This is a genomic window from Flavobacteriaceae bacterium HL-DH10 (assembly GCA_031826515.1).
GTDB lineage: Bacteria > Bacteroidota > Bacteroidia > Flavobacteriales > Flavobacteriaceae > Thalassobellus > Thalassobellus suaedae.
Genome location: CP134536.1, coordinates 3860245 through 3882959 on the forward strand (window position 1 = coordinate 3860245; position 22715 = coordinate 3882959).

At 30.1% G+C, this 22715-nt stretch carries 18 protein-coding genes; 3 read left to right on the plus strand and 15 right to left on the minus strand.

Annotated features, from left to right (window positions below):
- Positions 1–9: 9 nt before the first annotated feature.
- The 9 genes from RHP49_16345 to RHP49_16385 form a co-directional block, all read right to left on the minus strand.
- The gene (locus RHP49_16345; GenBank protein WNH12445.1) at positions 10–801 is read right to left on the minus strand and encodes a cation transporter; all 792 of its coding nucleotides are present in this window, start codon (positions 799–801) and stop codon (positions 10–12) included.
- A gap of 4 nt (positions 802–805) precedes the next feature.
- Entirely contained in the window at positions 806–3304 is a 2499-nt protein-coding gene (locus RHP49_16350) for a heavy metal translocating P-type ATPase (GenBank protein ID WNH12446.1), read from the minus strand.
- Between the two features lie 70 nt (positions 3305–3374).
- The gene (locus tag RHP49_16355; GenBank protein WNH12447.1) at positions 3375–3932 is read right to left on the minus strand and encodes a helix-turn-helix transcriptional regulator; all 558 of its coding nucleotides are present in this window, start codon (positions 3930–3932) and stop codon (positions 3375–3377) included.
- A gap of 1 nt (position 3933) precedes the next feature.
- Positions 3934–5148, minus strand: coding sequence for a TolC family protein (locus RHP49_16360; GenBank protein ID WNH12448.1), 1215 nt, complete (start codon positions 5146–5148; stop codon positions 3934–3936).
- A complete protein-coding gene (locus RHP49_16365) occupies positions 5145–8876 on the minus strand; it encodes an efflux RND transporter permease subunit (GenBank protein ID WNH12449.1) in 3732 nt (1243 codons plus the stop codon). Before RHP49_16365 ends, RHP49_16360 begins: the two co-directional genes overlap by 4 nt.
- A gap of 106 nt (positions 8877–8982) precedes the next feature.
- Entirely contained in the window at positions 8983–9396 is a 414-nt protein-coding gene (locus tag RHP49_16370; GenBank protein ID WNH12450.1) for a hypothetical protein, read from the minus strand.
- A 298-nt stretch (positions 9397–9694) separates the two neighbouring features.
- Positions 9695–10453, minus strand: a complete 759-nt coding sequence (locus tag RHP49_16375) for an SDR family oxidoreductase (GenBank protein WNH12451.1) — start codon at positions 10451–10453, stop codon at positions 9695–9697.
- Between the two features lie 905 nt (positions 10454–11358).
- A complete protein-coding gene (locus RHP49_16380; protein WNH12452.1) occupies positions 11359–11679 on the minus strand; it encodes a hypothetical protein in 321 nt (106 codons plus the stop codon).
- A gap of 68 nt (positions 11680–11747) precedes the next feature.
- Complete coding sequence (locus RHP49_16385; GenBank protein ID WNH12453.1) at positions 11748–12134, minus strand: response regulator; 387 nt, start codon at positions 12132–12134, stop codon at positions 11748–11750.
- Positions 12135–12408: 274 nt separating this feature from the next.
- Between RHP49_16385 and RHP49_16390 the strand changes: the two genes are divergently transcribed.
- The 3 genes from RHP49_16390 (at position 12409) to RHP49_16400 (ending at position 14954) form a co-directional block, all read left to right on the plus strand.
- Entirely contained in the window at positions 12409–13602 is a 1194-nt protein-coding gene (locus RHP49_16390) for a GAF domain-containing sensor histidine kinase (protein WNH12454.1), read from the plus strand.
- A 183-nt stretch (positions 13603–13785) separates the two neighbouring features.
- The gene (locus RHP49_16395; GenBank protein WNH12455.1) at positions 13786–14541 is read left to right on the plus strand and encodes a LytTR family DNA-binding domain-containing protein; all 756 of its coding nucleotides are present in this window, start codon (positions 13786–13788) and stop codon (positions 14539–14541) included.
- A 20-nt stretch (positions 14542–14561) separates the two neighbouring features.
- A complete protein-coding gene (locus RHP49_16400; protein ID WNH12456.1) occupies positions 14562–14954 on the plus strand; it encodes a response regulator in 393 nt (130 codons plus the stop codon).
- A gap of 58 nt (positions 14955–15012) precedes the next feature.
- Here RHP49_16400 and RHP49_16405 read toward each other — a convergent pair whose 3' ends face one another.
- The 6 genes from RHP49_16405 to RHP49_16430 all read right to left on the minus strand — a co-directional run bounded on the left by RHP49_16405 (position 15013) and on the right by RHP49_16430 (position 22239).
- Positions 15013–15417, minus strand: coding sequence for a response regulator (locus RHP49_16405; protein WNH12457.1), 405 nt, complete (start codon positions 15415–15417; stop codon positions 15013–15015).
- Position 15418: 1 nt separating this feature from the next.
- Complete coding sequence (locus RHP49_16410; protein WNH12458.1) at positions 15419–16453, minus strand: response regulator; 1035 nt, start codon at positions 16451–16453, stop codon at positions 15419–15421.
- Between the two features lie 6 nt (positions 16454–16459).
- Positions 16460–16888, minus strand: coding sequence for a response regulator (locus tag RHP49_16415; protein WNH12459.1), 429 nt, complete (start codon positions 16886–16888; stop codon positions 16460–16462).
- A 2-nt stretch (positions 16889–16890) separates the two neighbouring features.
- Positions 16891–19683 (minus strand): PAS domain-containing protein, encoded by a 2793-nt coding sequence (locus RHP49_16420; GenBank protein WNH12460.1) that lies wholly within the window; start codon positions 19681–19683, stop codon positions 16891–16893.
- Positions 19684–19969: 286 nt separating this feature from the next.
- On the minus strand, positions 19970–20371 hold the full coding sequence (locus RHP49_16425) for a response regulator (GenBank protein ID WNH12461.1): 402 nt from the start codon (positions 20369–20371) through the stop codon (positions 19970–19972).
- Entirely contained in the window at positions 20368–22239 is a 1872-nt protein-coding gene (locus RHP49_16430; GenBank protein ID WNH12462.1) for a PAS domain-containing sensor histidine kinase, read from the minus strand. Before RHP49_16430 ends, RHP49_16425 begins: the two co-directional genes overlap by 4 nt.
- Between the last annotated feature and the right edge of the window lie 476 nt (positions 22240–22715).

A 22715-nucleotide genomic window follows, 5' to 3' on the forward strand; every position in this document is an offset into this window, starting at 1 on the left:
TTAAATATTTTAATTACTCAGTTTTAATATTCTAAATGCACCTTGAATCACTAATACAAAGACTATGATCCCTATTATTAAATCTGGCAACCCAGAGTTTAGCCATTTAACTAATATACCCGCCACAATAACGCCAAGATTAATAACTATATCGTTCGACGTAAAAATCATACTTGCTCGCATATGAGCTTCTTCACTTTTTGATTTTAGTAATAAATAAAAACAGATGCCATTAGCAATTAAAGCAAAAATTGAAACGATTATCATTGTAGAAAAAACAGGTAAAGCTTCAAGACCTAAAAATCTTCTTACAACTTCAATAACACCTATAATTGCAAGTGTTAATTGAAAGTAGCCTGCATATTTTGCAATTCTTTTCTTTTTTAAAATTGTGCCTCCAACCGCCAAAAGACTTAATCCATAAACAAATGAATCGGCTAGCATATCAAGACTATCAGCGATTAAACCCATCGACTTTGAAAAAAAACCAGTACTCATTTCAATTACAAAAAAAGCAAAATTTATAATCAAAACTATCCACAGAAGTTTTGATTCATTTGTTTGAGTTTCATTAAAAACAATGTCTGTTTCTTCTGTACTTAACTTAGATTCATTTAGGTTTAATTCTCTTATTGCCTTTTCAATAGTTTTTTCATTGTTAGTATGAAATACCACCAAAACCCTTTCCTTTAAATCAAATTCAAGCTGCTTAACGCCTTCAATATCATATAGCTTCATCTTAATTAGATTTTCTTCTGAAGGACAATCCATTTTTGATATTTTAAAAACTGTTTTAAACATTTCTCTAAATTTTAATAGTTCTTAATCTTAAGGCATTAGCAATAACAGATACTGAGCTGAAACTCATAGCTAATGCAGCAATCATTGGTGATAATAATATTCCGAAAAACGGAAATAAAACACCCGCTGCAATAGGCACTCCTATGGTATTGTATATAAGTGCAAAAAACAGATTTTGCTTGATGTTTTTCATTACGGCATCACTTAAATGTCTTGCCTTTACAATGCCGTGTAAATCGCCTTTAACCAAAGTTATCATAGCACTTTCAATGGCTACATCTGTTCCTGTACCCATGGCTATACCAACATCACTTTTAGCCAAAGCTGGAGCATCATTAATACCATCGCCTGCCATAGCAACTACTTTTCCTTCTTTTTGAAGTTGCTCTACTTTTTGCAATTTATCTTCAGGCAACATACTTGCTTTAAAATCGGATAAATTAAGTATAGAGGCTACAGCTTTTGCTGTGTTATGATTATCGCCAGTTAACATGATTACCGCAATCCCTTTGTCTTGAAGAGCTTTAATTGCTTTAGCACTAGTTTCCTTAATTTTATCTCCAATAACCACAAAGCCTACCACTGTTTTATCGATGGCTAGATACGATACTGTTTTACCTTGTTTTTGATGGCCAGCAACTTCTTCCTCCATTTGCGAAGTAATTTCAGCTTTTTCATATACCATCATTTTAGGATTACCTAATGCTACTTTTTTACTATTAATAGTAGCTTCTACACCTTTACCAGTAACCGCACTAAAGGCATCAGATTTTAATATTTCAACATTTTTTTCTTTACCATAATTAACAGTAGCTTGGGCTAACGGATGCTCACTATTACTGTTTATAGACACGATATATTTAAGTACTTCGCTTTCACTAAAACTATTATTAAAAGTGCCTACTTTTTCTACAGTTGGTTTTCCTTCGGTAATTGTTCCAGTTTTATCAATAATTAGTGTATCTACTTTATTCAACTTCTCTAGTGCTTCTGCATTTTTAATCAATACACCATTTTGAGCACCTTTACCCACGCCAACCATAACCGACATTGGTGTTGCTAAACCTAAAGCACAGGGACACGCAATGATTAAAACCGCAATAGCATTAACAAACGCATAAACATAAACAGGTTCTGGTCCCCAAATAGCCCAAATGATAAAGGTTATTAAAGAAATAACAACTACAACTGGCACAAAGTAACTTGATATTTTATCGGCTAAATTTTGAATGGGTGCTCGAGTTCTACTGGCATCATTAACCATTTGAATAATTTGAGAGAGTAAGGTGTCGCTTCCTACCTTTTCTGCTTTCATTAAAAAGGATTGATTTCCATTAATCGTTCCACTACTTACTTTATCATTTTTTGATTTATTTACAGGAATGGGTTCACCAGTAATCATAGATTCATCAATAGTTGTCTCGCCTTCAGTAATAATACCATCAACAGGAATTTTATCCCCTGGTTTCACTTTTAATATATCGTTTAATTCTATTTGATCAATACTGACTTCAACCGCTTCACCATCTACAATTTTTATAGCCTTATTAGGTGCCAATTTTAACAACTCTTTTACTGCTGAATTGGTTTTACTATGTGCTCGAGCTTCTAACAATTGACCCATTAAAACCAATGTTAAAATTACAGTTGCAGCTTCAAAATAGACATGTACTGCTCCAGATTCGGTTTTAAATTGTGTTGGAAAAAAATCTGGAAAAAACATTCCAAAAACACTAAATAACCAAGCAACGCCAGAACCAATCCCAATAAGCGTAAACATATTGAGATTCCATGTTTTTATACTTTTATAGGCACGTTCAAAAAACATCCAAGTTGCATAAAATACGACAGGAATAGATAATACAAACTGAATCCAATTCCAGTTTTTTTGTTCCATTACTTTATATAATGGATTATTAGGAAGCATATCACTCATGGCAATTAAGAACGTAGGCAAAGTAAAAGCCGCAGCTATCCAGAATTTTTTTAATAACTTCTTATAGGTTTTCTCTTCGGCTGAAAGATCTGGTTTAAGAGGCACTAGGTCCATGCCACAAATAGGACACGAACCAAACTCGTCTTTAACAATTTCTGGGTGCATAGGACATGTCCATTGCTCTAATGAGTGACTTGATAGATTTTGCTCTTCTACTAAATCCATCCCGCAAACAGGACAATCTCCTGGCTTGTCATAAGTTTTATCGCCTTCACAATGCATTGGACAATAAAATGTACCTGTTCCCTTTCCTTTAGGCTTTTCTTCTTTCTTTTCTTCTGAATGATGATGTGTTCCTAGTTTATGGATACTGTACCTGCCTCCATCTTTTTTTAAGGCTTCTTGAAAAGTATCCATTGGAATATGAGATTCCATTTCAATAATTGCTTCTGCTTTTTCTAAATCAACAGAAGCTTTCGAAACCCCTTTCACTTTAGAAAGCGTTTGTTCTACATGACTGCGACATCCATTGCAGGTCATTCCGTGAATATGATAAGTATGTTTCATTTTTATTTAACTTTATATATCAAAATTAAACAGATGCTGTTTGTTTAATTTTCACAATTCTGATTCTTATTTATACAATTTGGTCTAAAGATATTCTCTTCCAATTTTGCAAACTCTTATAATCGGACATTGACATTCCAGTAACAGCTTTAAACTGTCTTGCTAAATGACTACTTGTTTTATAATTTAAAGTATATGATATTTCTGAGAAATTTAATTGCCCCAGTTGTATAAACTCTTTTACTTTTTCAATTTTTAGATTGATGGTGTATTTCTCTAATGTAACACCTTCATGCTTACTAAATAACTTACTTATTGCAGTTTCTGTTTTACCAAATTCTTCAGCTAAAATTTTAAATAAATCCTCAGTTTCTCCTAATTCTATTTTATGAATAAGCTTTACTTTTATTTGCTCAATCAAAGTATCTCTCTCATTTTCAATAATTTGAAAACCTGTTTTTATTAGTGCTCTGTTTAAATTTTCACAATTACTATTTAGTCCTTTAATGGCTACAACTTTTCCTAATTCCACGGACTCTACCATATAATTTTCAGTATTAAAAATTGTTAAAACCGAAGCGATACAACGGTTACAAACCATATTTTTTATATAAATAGTTTCTTTCATTTTAATTACTTAAATAATTAATAATTGTGGTTTGTACATAATACGATTTCACCGATTCAATTTGATTCATTTCAAATTTCAATTGCAATTCTTGAATATCTAAAACATCATTAAAATCAATAGTACCTGTTTCATAGCTTTTTATTAATATTTTTTCGGCTTCTTTTGCCTGTTTTAAATTTTTAGTTTGCGTAGCATAAGTAATTCTTGCTGAAATCCTATCGTTTAAGGCTTTATCTAAAATAGTTTCTAATGTATTGAATCTCTCTTCTTTCTGTGCATTTATTTCCAGTTTTTTCAACGTATTCTGCTTGGTTTGTGACTTATACTTTTTATTGAATATTGGAATAGATAGTGATACCATTGGCATTACAATATCTTTTCCATTATCGCTAAAATTCATATCTGGACGCTTCTCTACATTGATATAATCTAACCCAAAACCAATCATCGGGTTACTATCTTTTTGATTAAGTAATTCCGATTGTTCTATTGATTGGTAAAGTTTATCGTATTTTAACAATTCAGGATGCACCTCCAAATTTTGAGAAGTCAGTTCAATATCTTCTGAAGGCATAATCAATTCATCTATAGTGTTTACCGCAATATTTTTATCCCGATTTAAGAGTTTATTGAAGTTGGTTTGTTCTGCTAAATACTGCTGCTCTAAAACTTGTTTTAATTGATCTAATTCATTTTGACGCATTTGTAATCGCAACACGTCAACCACAGATGCTTTTCCTACTTCAACAGATGTTAATGCTAATGTTTCATAAGTATCCAGTAATTTGATATTTTCGATTAAAACATTTTGTTTTGCTGTATTCGCGTATAAATTATAATAAGATTGCGATATAGAAGCCATTAATTTTCTTTTAGCAATTACAATGTCTTCATATTTGGCATCTGCTAAAGAAGACACATAATTTTCTCTAGCCGTAATATTACCAAACCAAGGTAACATTTGTTTTACCGATACTTTAAAACGTTGCGCGCCTGTTCGTGTTTCTGGTTCGCTCGCAAAATAACCAACACCAAATTCAGTATTTGGTAATGTATTTACTTCATTAACTTTTTCTGAAGCTATATTATATTGCAATTCAAACTTTTGAATTTCTGGATTACTTTTTAACGCTTCTTGAATAAAACCTTCTAACTGCTGCGCATTTGTAAAGTGAAACACTAAAAGTCCAATTATTATAAAAACCTTTCTCATTTTTTTATTCTTTTTAGTTGTAACTCTTCTCTCCAGCTATATAAAACTGGAACAATAAAATAGGATGTGATATCGATAATCATACCTCCAAAAATGGGGATTGCCATAGGAATCATAATATCGCTTCCTCTACCTGTTGAAGTTAACACGGGTAATAATGCTAAAACAGTCGTAACGGTTGTCATTAAACATGGTCTGATACGCTTACCTGCTGCCTCTAAAGTAGCACGATGAATTTGTTTTTTATCGGAAGGTTTTTCTTTATCAAAAGTTTGCGTTAAATAGGTTGCCATCACCACACCATCATCTGTTGCAATACCAAATAGAGCAATAAAACCTACCCAAACTGCCACACTTAAATTGATGGTTTTCATATTAAAAAGTTCTCGTAAATTCTCTCCGAACATACTAAAATTTAAAAACCAATCTTGACCATACAACCACATCATTATAAAACCACCAGCAAAGGCAACCGTAATTCCTGTAAAAATCATTAAGGATGTTGTTACGGAACGGAATTGAAAATACAGAATTAAAAAGATAATGAGTAATGCTAATGGCACGACAACCGATAAAGTTTTTTCAGCACGCAATTGATTTTCATAGGTTCCTGTAAATTGATAATTAATCCCTTTTGGAACTACTAATTCACCTAAATCTATTTTTTCCTGAATTAATGCTTGTGCATTTTCAACCACATTTACTTCAGCAAAACCATCTAATTTATCAAACAAAACATAACCTACTAAAAACGTATCTTCACTTTTAATGACTTGTGGACCCCGTTCGTAGCGAATAGTTGCCAATTCACTTAATGGAATAGGATTACCTTTTTCTACAGGAATATAAATACGTTTTAAATCCTCTGGATCACTACGCAACTCTCTTGGATACCGCACACGAATACCGTAACGTTCTCTACCTTCTACGGTTTGGGTTAAAACCATACCTCCAACAGCTACTTTTATGACATCTTGAACATCCTGTATAGAAATACCATATCTAACAATTTTTTCTCTGTCTATATCTATTAATAAATAAGGTTTTCCTACAATTCTATCTGCAAAAACAGCTTCCTGTTTCACGCCTTCAACTTCTTTTAAAACCGCTTCTAATTGCACTCCAAACGCTTCAATTTGTTTTAAATCTTGCCCTCTTACTTTGATCCCCATTGGAGCACGCATACCAGTTTGTAGCATAACCAATCTCGTTTCTATGGGTTGTAATTTTGGTGCTGAAGTAACGCCTGGTAATTTGGTAACGCTTACAATTTCCTTCCAAATATCGTCTGGTGAGTTTATTTCTGGACGCCAATTACGATAAAACTCACCATCACTATCTTCAATTAACTGAGACCTTTTAATAGAACCCATACTTAGCCAAGTCGAAGTACTCAAGTTATCATCATTTAAATGATTTGGATTTACAATTAAACGCCCATCTTTTAACTCAAATAAACCATCATCATTAACTTTATAACGTTGGCGCTTACCATTATTATTCAACATATATTCAGATTTATACTGAATAATATTTTCATACATTGATAAAGGCGCAGGATCTAAAGCCGATTCTGTTCTACCTGCTTTACCAACAACAGTTTCTACCTCAGGAATAGTAGCTACAGCCATATCTAATTGTTGTAATATACGTTTGTTTTCTTCTACACCAGAATGTGGCATAGATGTAGGCATTAGAAGAAAAGATCCTTCATTTAAAGAAGGCATAAACTCTTTTCCTGTATTTTTTAAAATATAAAAACCAAAAACAACGAGTGTTGTAGGAATGGTAAAAAACAATAACCTGTTGTGCAATGCCCAATTTAAAATTTGCTTGTAATAATTTTGAAATAACAAAAAAGCACCTAACAAACCAAAGCAAATAATTCCAACAAATAATAAACTTAACAGTATGCTTTTATCAACCCCCAAAGGTCTCCAGTATTCCGCTAAAAGACATACAATAGCCAATACAGAAATAACAATATTGATAAGATTTGCATTCTTATCTGTAAGTGTATTGTTTCGTTTTAAAAATGCTACAACTCCAAAACCAATCAATAAAATTCCAATCCAATACCCATAAAACATTGTGATAATTCCTAGAAATACTAACAGACCATTTATAACATAACTTGTAGTTTTTCTAAGATTTACTTTTTTAAATATAGAAGCAGCAAATGGCGGAATTAAAAATAGTGCAATAATAAGGGCTGCAATTAGTGCAAATGTTTTTGTAAAGGCTAATGGTCTAAATAATTTCCCTTCAGCACCAATCATGGTAAACACAGGAATAAAACTGATAATAGTAGTCATTACTGCGGTTACGATTGCTCCTGAAACTTCGGCTGTAGCATTATAAACAACAGTATTTATTGGAAGACTTTTGGTGTCTTCATCCATATGTCTTATTATATTTTCTGAAAGAATCACACCAACATCTACCATGGTGCCAATAGCAATAGCAATACCTGATAAGGCTACAATATTTGCATCTACATCAAACAATTTCATGGCTATAAAAACCATTAACACAGCAACAGGTAATAATCCAGAAATTAGCACCGAAGCTCTAAGATTAAACACCATAACTATAATCACTAAAATGGTAATTAATATTTCTAAAGTTAAAGCTTCATTAAGTGTTCCTAAAGTTTCTTTTATAAGTTCTGTTCTGTCGTAAAAAGGAACAATAGTGACTTGCGAGGTTCTTCCATCACTTAATACTTTTGATGGTAATCCTGCACTTAATTCATTTATTTTTTCCTTTACATTATTGATAACCGCCATGGGATTTGCACCATAACGAGCAACAACAACACCTCCAACAACTTCTGCCCCTTCTTTATCTAAAATACCTCTTCGTGTTGCTGGTCCTAAAGACACTTTAGCTATATCTTTGATTTTAATTGCTGTATAATCTTCAGATGCAACTACGGCATTTTCAATATCGGCAATGGACTTTACATAGCCCAAGCCACGAACTAAGTATTCGACTTTATTTATTTCTAATGTCTGAGCTCCAATATCTTTATTGCTTTCTTTTACAGCTTTTACAACTTGATTCAATCCAATATGGTATTGACGCATCAATTCCGGATTAACATCTACTTGATACTCTTGAACATAACCACCAATTGAGGCGACTTCTGATACGCCACTTGCAGACGACAACGCATATTTTACATAGTAATCTTCTATACTTCGTAACTCTTGCAAATCCCAGCCACCAGTAACATTACCACTACTATCACGCCCTTCTAATGTGTACCAAAAGATTTGACCTAAGCCTGTAGCATCTGGACCCAGAGCAGGATTAACTCCTTCAGGTAATAATCCGCTTGGTAATGAGTTAAGTTTTTCTAGAATGCGACTTCTACTCCAATAAAACTCTATATCTTCTTCAAAAATGATATAGATACTTGAAAATCCAAACATAGATGAGCTACGGATGGTTTTTACTCCTGGAATACCGAGTAATGATGTTGTTAATGGATACGTAATTTGGTCTTCTATATCTTGTGGTGAACGACCATCCCATTTGGTAAAAACAATTTGTTGGTTTTCACCAATATCTGGTATGGCATCAACAGCTACAGGGTTACTTGGTAAAAACCCTGTATCCCAATTAAAAGGTGCATTAACAGTTCCCCAACCAACAAAAAGGATGAGCATTAAAACTGCTACAAGTTTGTTCTCTATTAAAAATTTGATGCTTTTATTTAGCATTAGTTCTGATTATTAAACAGTTAGAAATAGTGTTGAGAAAACACCGAATACAGGAAATAATCCTAATGGAATACACCACAGGATAACAAAGTTTATTGTTTAAAAATCAAATTAAATAAGTCTCGTCAATCTTGTAGAGTTGCCTTATGACGAGTGGAGACGCATAATCTTTATATGAACTAACGTTTTCTTCTAAACCTTCAAAAAGATTGATATATGTGTAGAAAAATGAAGTAATAAAAACTTGTTGTTCAAAAGAAATGGTGTCAACTTGTAATTGTAATTCATCTTGACCACAAACAACTAGTTGTTCATCGTTACAGCAATTCTTTTTAGTAATAGCACATCCTTCGGCTGAAGGGGATTCCATTTCCATGCCACACCCTGCTGCTTTATGAAACATAGCAGTTTCAACTAGAGTATTGCCACAATAATGCATACTTAATGTAAAGGACATTGTAGAAAATAACACTACAAAAGCCATTGTAAAAGACATTATTTTATGGAATATTCGTTTCATAACTATATACAAATATATGAAATTAAAAAAACATGCCGTTTTGTTTAACAGAAGTTTAATGCTGTGCTACTTTCTATAGTATTTTTAAAGTTGATCTGTATTTACTACAAAAAAATTAGAGCGTTAATATTAAATGCTATTCTTAAGAAATTATTATATCTTTTATATCGAAAAAACCTCCTTTTTGCCTTCTCCCAAAATCTTGTTCCTCATTTTTAAAAGTTTACTGTTCTTTTTGAAATTATAATATTTCATCTATTCAGAATGAATTTTTAATTGACTAGTCAAACATGGCAATCTAGGCACTCATCCCACCATCAATAACCTGCAGTGTTCCCGTAATATATTTACTTTCGTTTGAAGCTAGAAAAACAACCAATTTAGCTATTTCATTTGCTTCAGCATATCTCCCAAAGGGTATTCCAGCTTCAAAGGCTTTTTTTGCCTCTTTTGGATTATCAGGCGAAATTTCTCTTTCAATTTCTCGCATCATCCTAGTATCTACAGGTCCTGGATGTATTGTATTAACCCTAATATTTCTATCTGCATTCTCCAAAGCAGCAGTACGCATTATACCTACCACAGCATGTTTACTGGCTACATATGCTCCCATTCCCTTAAAGCCTTTTATCCCGGCAACTGAAGAGGTAATAATTACACTTCCTCCGTCAGACATTTTAGGAATTACATATTGACATCCTAACCAGACGCCTTTTAAGTTTACAGCAATAACCTGATCAAAAGTATTTTCAGGATATTCTACAATGGATTTTGAAGTACCTTCAATTCCCGCATTATTAAAGAAAATATCAATTTCGCCAAATTTCGAAACTGTTTCATTTACATAATTTTTAGTGTCTTCTGATTTTGAAACATCTCCAACACAATAGGCGATATTTGGACTATCAAATTCATCTATTACCTTCTTTAAGGTCTGCTCTGTTCTTCCCACGAGCATAACCTTTGCTCCTTCAGATAAGAATAGTTTAGCCGTAGCTTTTCCTATCCCTCCTGCTCCTCCAGTAATTATTGCAACTTTATTTTTAAGCCTATTCATTTTTAACCAGGATATTGTTATAAATATTAAATTTACAATAGGTATGATTTTTAAGAAATGATATATATCAGGTGTACGAGGTCAATTATTCAGCTAATGATTAATATATTAATTATAGAAACAAATTAAAATCACAACTTTCTGGAGATCGAGAATAGCAAATCACAGTGAAAAATCTTTAAACAAAGAATGGGGTAATATTTTTTGTTTAAGAAAAAGAATTTGAGATGATTCGCATCTCTCTCTTAAATTTATCTTTTTAAAATAATACTTTCAAATAACTAGCACCCAAGTAATTAAATTAAAAACCTACTAATATAAGTTGAGCGACTTCTCTAACACTTAAAAAATATTTATTATTTACGGTGGATGAGGCCATGTATAAAATTTATGATGCATTAGAGTCATCTTTCAAATTAAATTCTGATACTTGGTTGTTCCTCATACAAGAAGAAGATCATCCCATATTGTTACAGCAAGTTGAAAAATTATTGAATGATGGTGGTAGCCTTGATTTGGAATTCAGAATTATCCGATCAGATTCAAGTATTCGACACATTCGATTATAAGCACAAATTTACCGTGATGACAATGGTAAACCTATTCCAATCATTGGTCCTAATTTAGATCTAACCAATAACAAAGAATATGGACTAACACTCGAATAGATTATCTTTGATATTTCACACAATATACGCAGACCTGTTTTTAATATTTAGGGCTTTCTAATCTAATTGAAATAGAAAATACAAATAAAACAGACCTTAAACAATTGACTACCCATATGAAGGAATCTGCTAAAGAACTTGATGACTTCACCACCAGCCTAAGTGATACCTACACAAAAAATAAATTATCCATGAAGGGTTCTTATGAGATGGACAATTAGGCTTTATTAAGAGAAATTAAGTCTCAATTAAAAACCTTTTCACATAAGAGTAACGAGCTGCCCTGTCAATATCCATGTTATCAATCGAAGAATTATTTACAAAATTGTCGCACTTATTTTTAATTTTATCAGGTAGAAAAATGCGTTCATCTAAAATTTCAGATTCACACATTTCAATCGTTTCAATAAAGAGAATAACGTCATTAGGAATCTGTTGGGATCTATTTTGTTTTCCTTCTAGAAATCTCAAAGCTTCAACAGCCAACGATAGGTTAATAATACTTTCTGAAATTGTGTTTTTTAAAAACAAATACTTTGTTATGTAGCTATCAATCATATTGTCATCCTTAAGTAATTATTTTTTATTACTGTATTTTTTTTGCGAAAATTGCTAATTAATAAAATCTATGAAGCCATTAATTCATTTTTTACTAAAGTCATGTGTTGATTTGAAATTGGTTTTGAAAAAGTATTTAAAACAGTATTAAAAAGACACACTTTTTCAAGCTCAAATGTGTCTATTGAAGATGAAGTCACATATACTTTAATTTTTTTAGACAGGTTTATTTTTTCTATCCTTTCCAAAAATTCCCAACCATTCATTATTGGCATGTATAAATCTAAAAAAACTATGATATCTCCATCAAAAGAAGAATTTGTTAAATAATTTAATGCCTCCAATCCATTTTCAAAACATAATGGATTATCATGAATCTGAGATAACATTAGCTTTTTTTTTAAGATAAATCTATTTACAGAATCATCATCTACAATTAATATATTTAAACTCATAATAGGATTTTTAAAAAAAGGATTTAATTAATTAACTAAAACTGTTATTGCTTAAATATATCAACATCTATTTATATACAAGTATGGTAATTAACAACTGGAAACTATCTGGAATAACTGTTTTCTTATATTATAAATAAATTACAGTTATTAATATTATCTCTAATAGAGTGATTAAGGAAGCTAAATTGTTTATACATAATCAATCTCAAAATAAGTAGTGCAGATGTTTATAGTTATTTAATTTAGTACATTTGATTTATACTCTAAAAAAATGAAAGAAAATGAAGATTTGTTAAGAACTAAGGCATTACAAGAATTAGACATCATGTATACACCTCCCGAAAAGATGTTTGATGATATTACAAGTCTTGCTGCTTTTATTTGCAATACCCCAATCGCATTAATTAGTTTAGTTGATAATAAAAATCAGTTCTTTAAATCCCATTATGGTTTAGATGTTGATCAAACACCAATCGATCAGTCTTTTTGTGCGCATGCAATAAAAAATGACGAAGATATTTTTATAGTTGATGATGCCACAATCGATAACAGGTTTAAAGAAAACCCATTAGTACTTTCAAACCCAAATATTGTATATTATGCTGGAGTTACTTTAAGTAATGATGAGGGTATTAAAATAGGAACATTATGTGTTATTGATAAATCTAAAAGGGCATTAAATAAAGATCAAATAAAGGCCCTTGAGCATCTTTCAAACCAGGTAATGCATCTTCTTAAATTAAGAGAGAGTAACATCGCTCTAAATTCCTATAAAGAAAAGCTTGACTATTCATATAAACGTAGCTCGGAGTTCTCAGCAATGGCTGCACATGATTTAAAATCACCCATAAATGGAATTAAATCATTTATAGACATGCTTAATGATAAGTACAACAATTTATGGGATGATAACGATGAACAGTATTTGAAATTTATTTTTGAGAATATTAAACGAATGAATAAATTGATAATTGGTTTATTAGATTATTCTAAAAGTGATATTGATACTATTAATAAGGAGCACATTGATTTAGAAAAATTAGTCAAAAAAGTTTTTGAATTATTAACGCAAGATCTATGCATAACAAATGCAAAACTAATTACTTCTAGCCTGCCAACTATTATATCCTCAAAAATAGCTATATCTACACTGTTTGAAAATTTGATTGGGAACGCTTTAAAGTTTCAAAAAGAAGGATGTAGCCCAGAAGTTAAAGTAACATGTCAAGAATCAGATTTTAAATGGACGCTTTCAGTTGAAGATAATGGAATAGGGATTGATGCCGAATATTTTGATATTATATTTAACCCTTTTAAACGTTTGCACAACCAAAGTGAATTTTCTGGCAGTGGTTTAGGATTGTCTACTTGTAGAAAAATTGTTGAGGGTCTTAAGGGTGAATTGAAGGTGAGTTCTGTAAAAAATGGAGGTACCATATTTGTTATTGAGCTACCAAAAAGTTAGCAAAAAATAAAATGTCTATATAACTCAGTTATTAACTGATATACGTCAATTAAAGCCATAATTGGGTCTTTTGTTAACTTACAACAAATTTTAACGAATAAATTATGTATATTTAAAATTATATCAACACTAAAAATCCAAATTTTATTTTTTGAAAAAAAGATCAAATAAAGACAAATATAAATGAGGTTAACAACGGCTATAATTATTGATGATGATGCTAATTCAGTTGCTTCGTTAAAGCAATTTGCGCTAGAAAATCATATAATTATTTCTATAGTTGGTTCTTCAGAAAATATTTCAAGTGGAATAGAATTAATAAAAACACATGAACCTGATTTAATTTTTTTAAATCCTACCGACAAAAATTTATTAGATATAAACTACATTAATGATTTGACATTCAACAGGCCAAAGTTTGTTTTTATTTCTACTGAAAAGCAAAAGGCATTTGAAGCCTATAAACAAAAAGCGATAGATTTTTTATTAAAACCATTAGCTACTAATGATATTATTTTATCTATATATAAGGTGAGCACTTATATTAAAATGGAAATGGCATTTCAAAATCAAAAAATCAAAGATTTAAATTCAATAAACTCTCTGTATTTAAATAATGATTACATATCTGTCGCCTTTATAGACAAAATAGAGTTAATTAAAAAAGAGGATATTATTTTTTGTAAAGCAGATGGTAAGTATACAGAGTTCAATCTGGTTGATGGCACTAAAATTTTATCAAGTAAAAATTTAGGCGAATATCAAGATGTTTTAGGTGATGTGTTTTTTTATAGAATACATCATTCCTATATCATAAATATTAAACATATCATAAAAATAACAAAAAAAGATGGCTACTATTGTGAATTTTCAAACAACGCAAAACTTCCAATAGCAAAAAGAAGGCAGGAAGGCTTCTCTAAATTTATAAATTTATAATAGTGTAGAATTTAAAAAAGATGAATTTAAAAAATAATATTATAATGATTATTGATGATAATGAGTTTGACTTGTATATCACGTCTCGCTTGATTCTAAGTAATCATTTAGCAGATGAAGTTTTAGAATTCGACTCAGGGCAGTTAGCAATAAATTATTTAGAATTAAATAAAGATAATTTACTAAAATTGCCAAGATTAATTTTTTTAGATATTTACATGCCTTTAATGAATGGTTTTCAGTTTATTGAACAATTTAAACTTTTACCTACTAAAGTTAAAGATTATTGTAAAATTTGTATAGTATCATCTACTGTTGATGACAAATATATATATAAAGCTAAAGTTGAAGAAAATATTAATCTTTTTACAAGCAAACCTATAACTGTAGATTATATTAAAAGTGTTTTGTAGCGTATTTTACTTTATATAAATATAGCTTTTAATTTTATAGATAATTCTTTAATCACCATTACTCGATTCTATTAAAAAAGGAGGCTAAATATTGTTTTTTTAGCGCTTTTAAATCACTTAAATTTATCGGTTTTACTAATAAATCTATGACATGGTTATAGGTTAATGATTTATCTTTATCCTTTGGATTAATCGATGACGTTATTAAGAATATAAAATATTTTGATTTAATATGTTTAGCTTCCAACTCATCTAAAAATTTCCAGCCATTCATTAAAGGCATATTAATATCTAAAAATATAGCATACGTAACTTCCGTATTTTGTTCATTATTTAAATAGTCTAGAGCATCCATAGCTTTTAAATAAATTTTTGGCTCGGAAAACCCTGCATGTATTAAAAACTTGTTTAATAAAAAACATGCTACGTCATCATCATCCACCACAATTACTTGTAAATCCATTTTATTCGGGTTTTGCTTTTGCTGAAGCATTAAACATTAATGTTTTGTTAGATATATCGTTTATTATTTTATCAAGCTCTACAGAAGATTTAATGATTTCTTTTAAACAATAAGAAACCTCATCTGAAACTTCGTCTTCACTTAAACTTAATAAATCTATTAAACCCATCATTCTAGCTAATGGTGCTCTTACTACATGAGATTGTATCCATGCTATTTCCTTTAATTTATTATTTTGTTCTTCAATGGCACTTGTGTGCTTAATTTTATCTGAAACATCATAAATTACAGATATATTTTGTTTATTAATCCCTAAATCATTTGTAAACACCTCTACATGAATAATCTCTCCATTCTTTTTTAAATGCCTAAAAACACCTCTAAAACCAGTCCTTTTAAATTGCATTAAGTTAATTTCATTTTCAGTAACCTCAAATAAAACGTTGCGATCTTCTTCATGATAAAGTTCATTTTTACTGAGTTCTAAAAATTCCTTTCTACTATATCCATAGGTGGTTATGGCTGCATCATTAACTTCTTCTATTTTGTAAGTTTTTTTATTGAAAACTAATATAGGTTGGGGGCTTAACTGAAAAAGGTTTAAATTTCTTTTAGATGAGTTCTCTAATTGTTCAACATGATGATGTCTATCAATATTATGAAGAATACTTTTATATAGTGTAAAACTATTAAGCTGATCTTTTAATATATAATCATAGGCCCCTTTTTTTACAACTGATAATATATAGGGCATATCAGAATAACCAGTTAATACAATTATTGGCGTTTTTTTGGAAAGTTTTAAAACAACTTTAATAAGACTATCTCCTTTCGAGTCTGGTAGATCTAAGTCTAATAATATAACATCATATTTTTTTTCAGGACTTAACAATAGGGCTTTGCCCTCTTTTAATGTAGTTGCAATATCTATAAAAGAATTTCTTAAATATTCATCTAAGTATTCTTGAATTAGTAAAAGATCTCCTGGATTATCTTCTATAAGTAAAATATTATATGTTTTTTTATCGAGAGACATTTACTGTTATTTACTTGGAAGTTTAACAATGCTTATCCAAAAATTTTCTATTTGTCCTATTGCTTTTATAAAGTCATCTATTTCTACTGGTTTCACAATATAACAATTAGCATAACTCCTGTAAGAACTCGTTACATCTTCATAAGAAGATGATGTGGTAAGTACTATAACTGGAATATGTTTTAAATGTTCACTCGATTTAATATGTTTTAAAACTTCTTGCCCATTTACTTTTGGAAGATTAATATCTAGCAAAATTAAATCAGGTTCTTCTTCATTTTGATAAGGAGCTTCTTTGTTTAAAAATTTAATAGCGGCCTCACCATCTCGAGCTATACTAACAGTATTTGCAAGCTTCACTTCTTCTAAAGCTTCTGTTGTTAACAAAATATCCCCTTCATTATCTTCAACCAAAAGGATGTGTACGTTTTTCATAATTATTGTTTTTTTATTGTAAATTTAAATATACTGCCTTGTTTTTTTGCTTTTTCAATCCAAATCTCCCCACCTAAGGTATTAATAATCTTTTTTGAAATAGCTAAGCCAATACCTGTTCCAGAGTATTCTTCTTTAGAGTGAAGTCTTTTAAAAATAACAAACACTTGGTCTGTATATTTTTCATCGATCCCAATACCATTGTCTTCAATTGAAAATTCCCAATGGGTTTTAATATCACTACAAGATATTATTATTTCTGGTTTTATATTTGGAACTTGATACTTTAAGGCATTACCCAATATGTTAGAAAACACATGTGTAAGTTCAGAATTATAAGAATTTATGATTGGTAATTCTTCTACTTTAATAGTTGCATTTAACTTGCTTATTGTGCGGTGATTAAAATTGATAACATCGTTTACCAATTCATTAACATCAACATTTGTTAACTTACTTTCTGTTTTACCAACTCTAGAATAATCTAGTAAATCAAGAATAATAGTTCGCATTCTTTTAGCACCATCAACAGCAAAATGAATGTATGTTTTGGCTTTATCATCTAATTTGTCTTCATATCTTTTTTCAAGAAGTGTTAAAAAACTAGTAATCATACGTAAAGGTTCTTGAAGATCATGAGAGGCTACATAAGCAAACTGTTCTAGGTCATCATTAGATCGAATTAAATCTAAAGATTTAATTTTTAAAATTTTATTTAATTGTCTTAATTTTTTAGTCTGTTCTTTTTGCTCAGTAATTTCATTCATGGCTCCTACCATACGTAATGCCTTGCCTTTCTTATCTCTTATTATTAAAGCATTGTCTTGTATGTATAAATAATCACCCTGATTTGATTTTACTCTGTATTTACATTTCCAATAGTCCTCTTCATTATTAAGAGCATTCATTAAACTTTTTCTAACCCGACTTCTATCATTAGCATGAATACATTTTCTTATAAAATAGTCGCTTTTAATTTGGTCATCTTCAAAATCATTTTTAATAAATTTACTAAAATTCTCTCCAAATAGGATACGGTTTTCTTTAATATCCCAGTCCCAAATTATATCAGCAGTAGCTTGGGTAGCAAGTCTAAATCTATTATTACTTTCTTCTACAGATATTGACAATAATTTTTGTTCTGTAATATCCTGTACCACCCATTCTCTAATCTTTTCGTTTTTTAAATTAAAGTCCTCAATTCCTGTAGTTAACTCAAACCACTTAATTCTGTCATCTGGAAGTAATATTCTATGCTCTATAAGAGCAACTTTATTTTCTACTTGTGCCTTAGTACTTTCTTCATAGAATTGTTGTTTATCTTCTGGATGTAACATGTTATAAAACAATTCAAATGACGGAGTCGTTTTATTTTCATCTAATTCTAATAAATTATAAATTTCGGTAGACCATGTTAAGGAATCTTGATCTAAATTATGTTTCCAATAGCCTAGTTTACCAATTTTTTGAGCTTTTTTTAATTGATTGTTTATTTCTTCCAATTTAATTGAAGCGAGTTTTTCTTCAGTAACATCAAATACGGCTGTATCCCAAACTGTTTCTTCATCATTACTAAAAAATATAGACCCACTTGCTGATAACCATTTTGTCTTGCCATTATCATTAATAATTCTATAGTCTGCTTTATATTCTGATAATTCTCTTTTAGATTTTTCAACAGCTGCTTGAACTTTCGTTAAATCATCAGGATGTATTTTATTCCAAACAAGCTTTATATTGTCGCCATCAAGAGAAAGGTCTTCTGGCAAGTCATATAGTTGGTTTAATTTTTTGGTGTAATACAATAGTTTACTTGTACCATTACTGTAAGCCACATACCTGAATACAGCAGCAGGAATGTTTTCATTTATTCTTTTTAATTGCTTTTCAGCTAATTTTTTGTCATTAATATCTATATGAATTCCAAAAGCAATAATAGGCTTACCATTAGTATCTTTTTTTATTGTTTTACCCTTGGATTGAATCCATAGATATTTCCCATCTTTTTTACGCATTCTAAATTCAACATCTAGAATGTTATCATGCTTTATAAGAGCATTATAGTAGTTATCTGAAGCTATGGAGATATCGTCTGGGTGTACCAAATCTACCCAGGTTTGAAAATTAGTTGGTTCTAATTCAGATAATTTATATCCTAATAATTCCGCCCATCCATTACTAAACTGGCATACATTGGTTGTAATATTCCATTCCCAAGTAGCCAAACCAATAGCATCAATACCTTTTTTAAGATTTACATTATCTAATAGTCGTTTATTTTTTGCTTCATCAATAAATAGTTGGCTTTTTCTTAGTTCCAGCAATTCAATGATTTGCTGTGCTATAATTTTTAAAGCATCTTTTTGGGTGTTACTAAGTTTTTTTACCTGAAAGCCATATAAACAAATACTTCCTAATAGATAACCATCTGCATTTATTAAAGGATAGCCAGCATAAAAGGATAATTTAGGGTTATTAACAATAAACGGATTTTGAGACACGCTGTTATCTTTGCGAAGATTTGAGATTTCTGTAACCTTATTAGGGGTTTTTAAAATATGATTACAAAAAGAATTTTCAATAGGATTTTCTGTAAAATCGATTCCGTAACGAGATTTAAAGTATTGATTTTTATCATCCATAAAGGTGATTAGGGCTATAGGAACATCGCAAGTCATTGCCATTAATTTAGCAAGGTCATCAAATTTCTTTTCTGGAGGTGTATTAAGAATACGGTATTTTATTAGTTCCCCTAATCTGTTTCTGTTTTCAAAAAATTCGTTTCCATCTCTCATTTAAACTTCCATTAATTATTTTAGGTTATTTTTTTTCGATAAACAAAAAAGTGATTATTTTTTATAAAAGAATCTAAAAAAAATTCATTTAATGAACTTGATTTTTTCTTTTACTTGAGTTAATTACAAGTCGATTGAGAGAAGGATCTATGTTAAAACAATAAAAATTAATTTAATTTACTATTCCAACAATATGAAATATAATAAAAAAAGTCTAAAGAAACTACATAACTGTAATTTTTCAGTTTAAATATAAAATGATCTCTTATTTTTAATTACTATTTTTTTAATTAAGTCTATGAATTATATCTTTTAATTTGTCTTTAGTAATAGGTTTAATAATATAATCAGAAACCTCATTAATTGTTTTCGCACGCAAAATATCTCGAGGCGAAATAGATGAGGAACAAATATAAATTGTAACCTTTTTTGCCAGTTTTGGATGGAGTTTAGAGAATTCTTCAAGAAATTGCCAACCATCCATTATAGGCATACTTAGGTCTAAAAAAATGATTTCGGGTAATGCGTCTTCATTATTTTTCATTTCTTTTAAAAATATTAAAGCATCTAAACCATTGCTAAAAACCATAATTTGGTCAACAAGATTGGTTTTCTTAATCGCTATTTTTGTTAATAAAACAAAAACATCATCATCATCAACAAGTGTTAAGTTTTTTATCTTGTTCATGCTTTTTGGTTTTTAAACTCTATAAAAAAAGTACTTCCTTTATCTGGTTGGCTCTCAGCCCAAATTTTTCCATTCATAGCTTCCATATGGGTTTTTGTAATAAATAAACCAAATCCTTTCGCATCTGGATGTTTGTGAAATGTTTTACGGATTTTAAAAATTTTATCCTTGTGTAACACTAAATCAATACCTAAACCATTATCAGTTACAGATAATATGACCTTATTATTTTCTGCTTTTATAGTTTTTATTATAATTACAGGCTTCCTAATAGGAGATTTATACTTTAGTGCGTTACTTATTAAATTGGTTAGAATACTTTCTATATATTTTTCAGGAAAATAAATTGTTGAGGCTTGGTTTAAGTCAAATTGAATATCTGCATCATACTCTTGAATTTGAGTTTCAAATCCTCTCAATATTTTATGTAAACAAGTTTTTAAATCTATCTTGTCCACCTGTATTTCTGTATCGTATGTCACTTGTATAGATTCTACCAATTCATTAAAAACATCCATTAAATGATTCACAACCGGCTTTATTTTCGAAAGCATTTCTTTCCGTTCTTCATCATCTTGACTTATTTCAATATAATCTACTAGCATTGATATATTTATCAAAGGCGCTCTTAAATTATGCGAAACAATATTACAGAAATCGATAAGTTGTTCATTTTTAAATTCCAATATTTTGGTGTGTTCTATAGCCTTTGCATGATTTCTCTTTATTTCTTCTTCTCCTTTTTTTCTATCCGTTATATCAGACCGAATAGCAACATATTGGTATGGCTTGTTATCCGCATTTAAAAAGGGAACAATCGTTGTATCGACCCAATAGGCACTACCGTCTTTCGCTCTGTTTTTAAGTTCACCTTTCCATACCTTACCATTGGCAATAGTTACCCAAAGTTCCTTGATAAATTCCTTTGAATGATACCCCGAATTTATAATGCGATGGTCTTGACCTATGAGTTCATTAAGCGAATATTTTGATATTTTACAAAAGTTTTCATTTACATGAGTAATAATTCCTTTTTGGTCAGTAATTGCCAAGATAGAAGATTGGTCTAAAGCATACTTATAATCGGAAATTTCTTTTAAGGTCTTTTTAATTTCTTCTTCTCCATTTTTTCTGTCCGTAATGTCAGACCGAATGGCAACATATTGGTATGGCTTGTTATCCGCATTTAAAAAGGGAACAATAGTAGTGTCAACCCAATAAGTTGTGCCGTCCTTCGCTTTGTTTTTAAGTTCTCCTTTCCACACCTCACCATTGGCGATGGTAGTCCATAGTTCCTTGATAAACGCCTTTGAATGATATCCTGAATTTATAATGCGATGGTCTTGACCTATTAGCTCTTTAACCGAATACTTTGATATTTTACAAAAGTTTTCATTTACATGAGTAATGACTCCTTTTTGGTCGGTAATTGCTAAAATAGAAGATTGGTCTAAGGCATATTTATAATCGGAAATTTCTTTTAAGGTCTTTTTAATTTCTTCCTCTCCATTTTTTCTATCCGTAATGTCAGACCGAATGGCAACATATTGGTAAGGCTTGTTATCTGCATTTAAAAAAGGAACAATGGTAGTGTCAACCCAATAAGTAGTACCGTCCTTCGCTTTGTTTTTAAGTTCCCCTTTCCACACCTCACCATTGGCGATAGTAGACCAAAGATTCTTAATAAACGCCTTTGTATGATATCCTGAATTTATAATACGATGGTCTTGACCTATCAGCTCTTTAACCGAATATTTTGATATTTTACAAAAGTTATCATTTACATGAATAATAATTCCTTTTTGGTCAGTAATTGCCAAAATAGAAGATTGATCTAAAGCATACTTATAATCTGCTATATTATTCATGATAATTGGTCAATTATAATTGGTATCTATTAATAGTTTACTGAGGTATTAATCAAATTTTTACTTGTTTTTCTAATTGATGCTAAAGGCTTATATAGAGTATGTTATTGATTGAAAATCAACTATATTTTTATGTATCTACAAATATTAGACTTTATTTTATTTACGTAAAATAGTATAAAAAAGATTTTTCTTTCAAATAAATATAAGAAAAAAATTATATGAGAATTATGTTTATATGAAATTTAACAGGTTTAATTAGATATTATTTTTAATAATTAAGGTTTTCGTTTGCTTGTCGCTTCAAACTTTTGTAAAAATATAGTCATTTATTTTTGTCCAAGAAATAAGTGGTCTCTAAACTATCTGTATTCGACGTCTAATTTATTTGAAATTACTAATTAATTATGGTGAAGTTTTCTATGAATAGAATTGCTTGCCCTATGTTTATAAACAAGATTTTATACTTTTATATA

Excerpts from the sequence above, each read along its gene's own strand:
- RHP49_16345 (WNH12445.1), bottom strand. The coding sequence starts at position 801 with ATGTTTAAAACAGTTTTTAAAATATCAAAAATGGATTGTCCTTCAGAA.
- RHP49_16350 (WNH12446.1), bottom strand. The coding sequence starts at position 3,304 with ATGAAACATACTTATCATATTCACGGAATGACCTGCAATGGATGTCGC.
- RHP49_16355 (WNH12447.1), bottom strand. The coding sequence starts at position 3,932 with ATGAAAGAAACTATTTATATAAAAAATATGGTTTGTAACCGTTGTATC.
- RHP49_16360 (WNH12448.1), bottom strand. The coding sequence starts at position 5,148 with ATGAGAAAGGTTTTTATAATAATTGGACTTTTAGTGTTTCACTTTACA.
- RHP49_16365 (WNH12449.1), bottom strand. The coding sequence starts at position 8,876 with ATGCTAAATAAAAGCATCAAATTTTTAATAGAGAACAAACTTGTAGCA.
- RHP49_16370 (WNH12450.1), bottom strand. The coding sequence starts at position 9,396 with ATGAAACGAATATTCCATAAAATAATGTCTTTTACAATGGCTTTTGTA.
- RHP49_16375 (WNH12451.1), bottom strand. The coding sequence starts at position 10,453 with ATGAATAGGCTTAAAAATAAAGTTGCAATAATTACTGGAGGAGCAGGA.
- RHP49_16380 (WNH12452.1), bottom strand. The coding sequence starts at position 11,679 with ATGATTGATAGCTACATAACAAAGTATTTGTTTTTAAAAAACACAATT.
- RHP49_16385 (WNH12453.1), bottom strand. The coding sequence starts at position 12,134 with ATGAGTTTAAATATATTAATTGTAGATGATGATTCTGTAAATAGATTT.
- RHP49_16390 (WNH12454.1), top strand. The coding sequence starts at position 12,409 with ATGAAAGAAAATGAAGATTTGTTAAGAACTAAGGCATTACAAGAATTA.
- RHP49_16395 (WNH12455.1), top strand. The coding sequence starts at position 13,786 with ATGAGGTTAACAACGGCTATAATTATTGATGATGATGCTAATTCAGTT.
- RHP49_16400 (WNH12456.1), top strand. The coding sequence starts at position 14,562 with ATGAATTTAAAAAATAATATTATAATGATTATTGATGATAATGAGTTT.
- RHP49_16405 (WNH12457.1), bottom strand. The coding sequence starts at position 15,417 with ATGGATTTACAAGTAATTGTGGTGGATGATGATGACGTAGCATGTTTT.
- RHP49_16410 (WNH12458.1), bottom strand. The coding sequence starts at position 16,453 with ATGTCTCTCGATAAAAAAACATATAATATTTTACTTATAGAAGATAAT.
- RHP49_16415 (WNH12459.1), bottom strand. The coding sequence starts at position 16,888 with ATGAAAAACGTACACATCCTTTTGGTTGAAGATAATGAAGGGGATATT.
- RHP49_16420 (WNH12460.1), bottom strand. The coding sequence starts at position 19,683 with ATGAGAGATGGAAACGAATTTTTTGAAAACAGAAACAGATTAGGGGAA.
- RHP49_16425 (WNH12461.1), bottom strand. The coding sequence starts at position 20,371 with ATGAACAAGATAAAAAACTTAACACTTGTTGATGATGATGATGTTTTT.
- RHP49_16430 (WNH12462.1), bottom strand. The coding sequence starts at position 22,239 with ATGAATAATATAGCAGATTATAAGTATGCTTTAGATCAATCTTCTATT.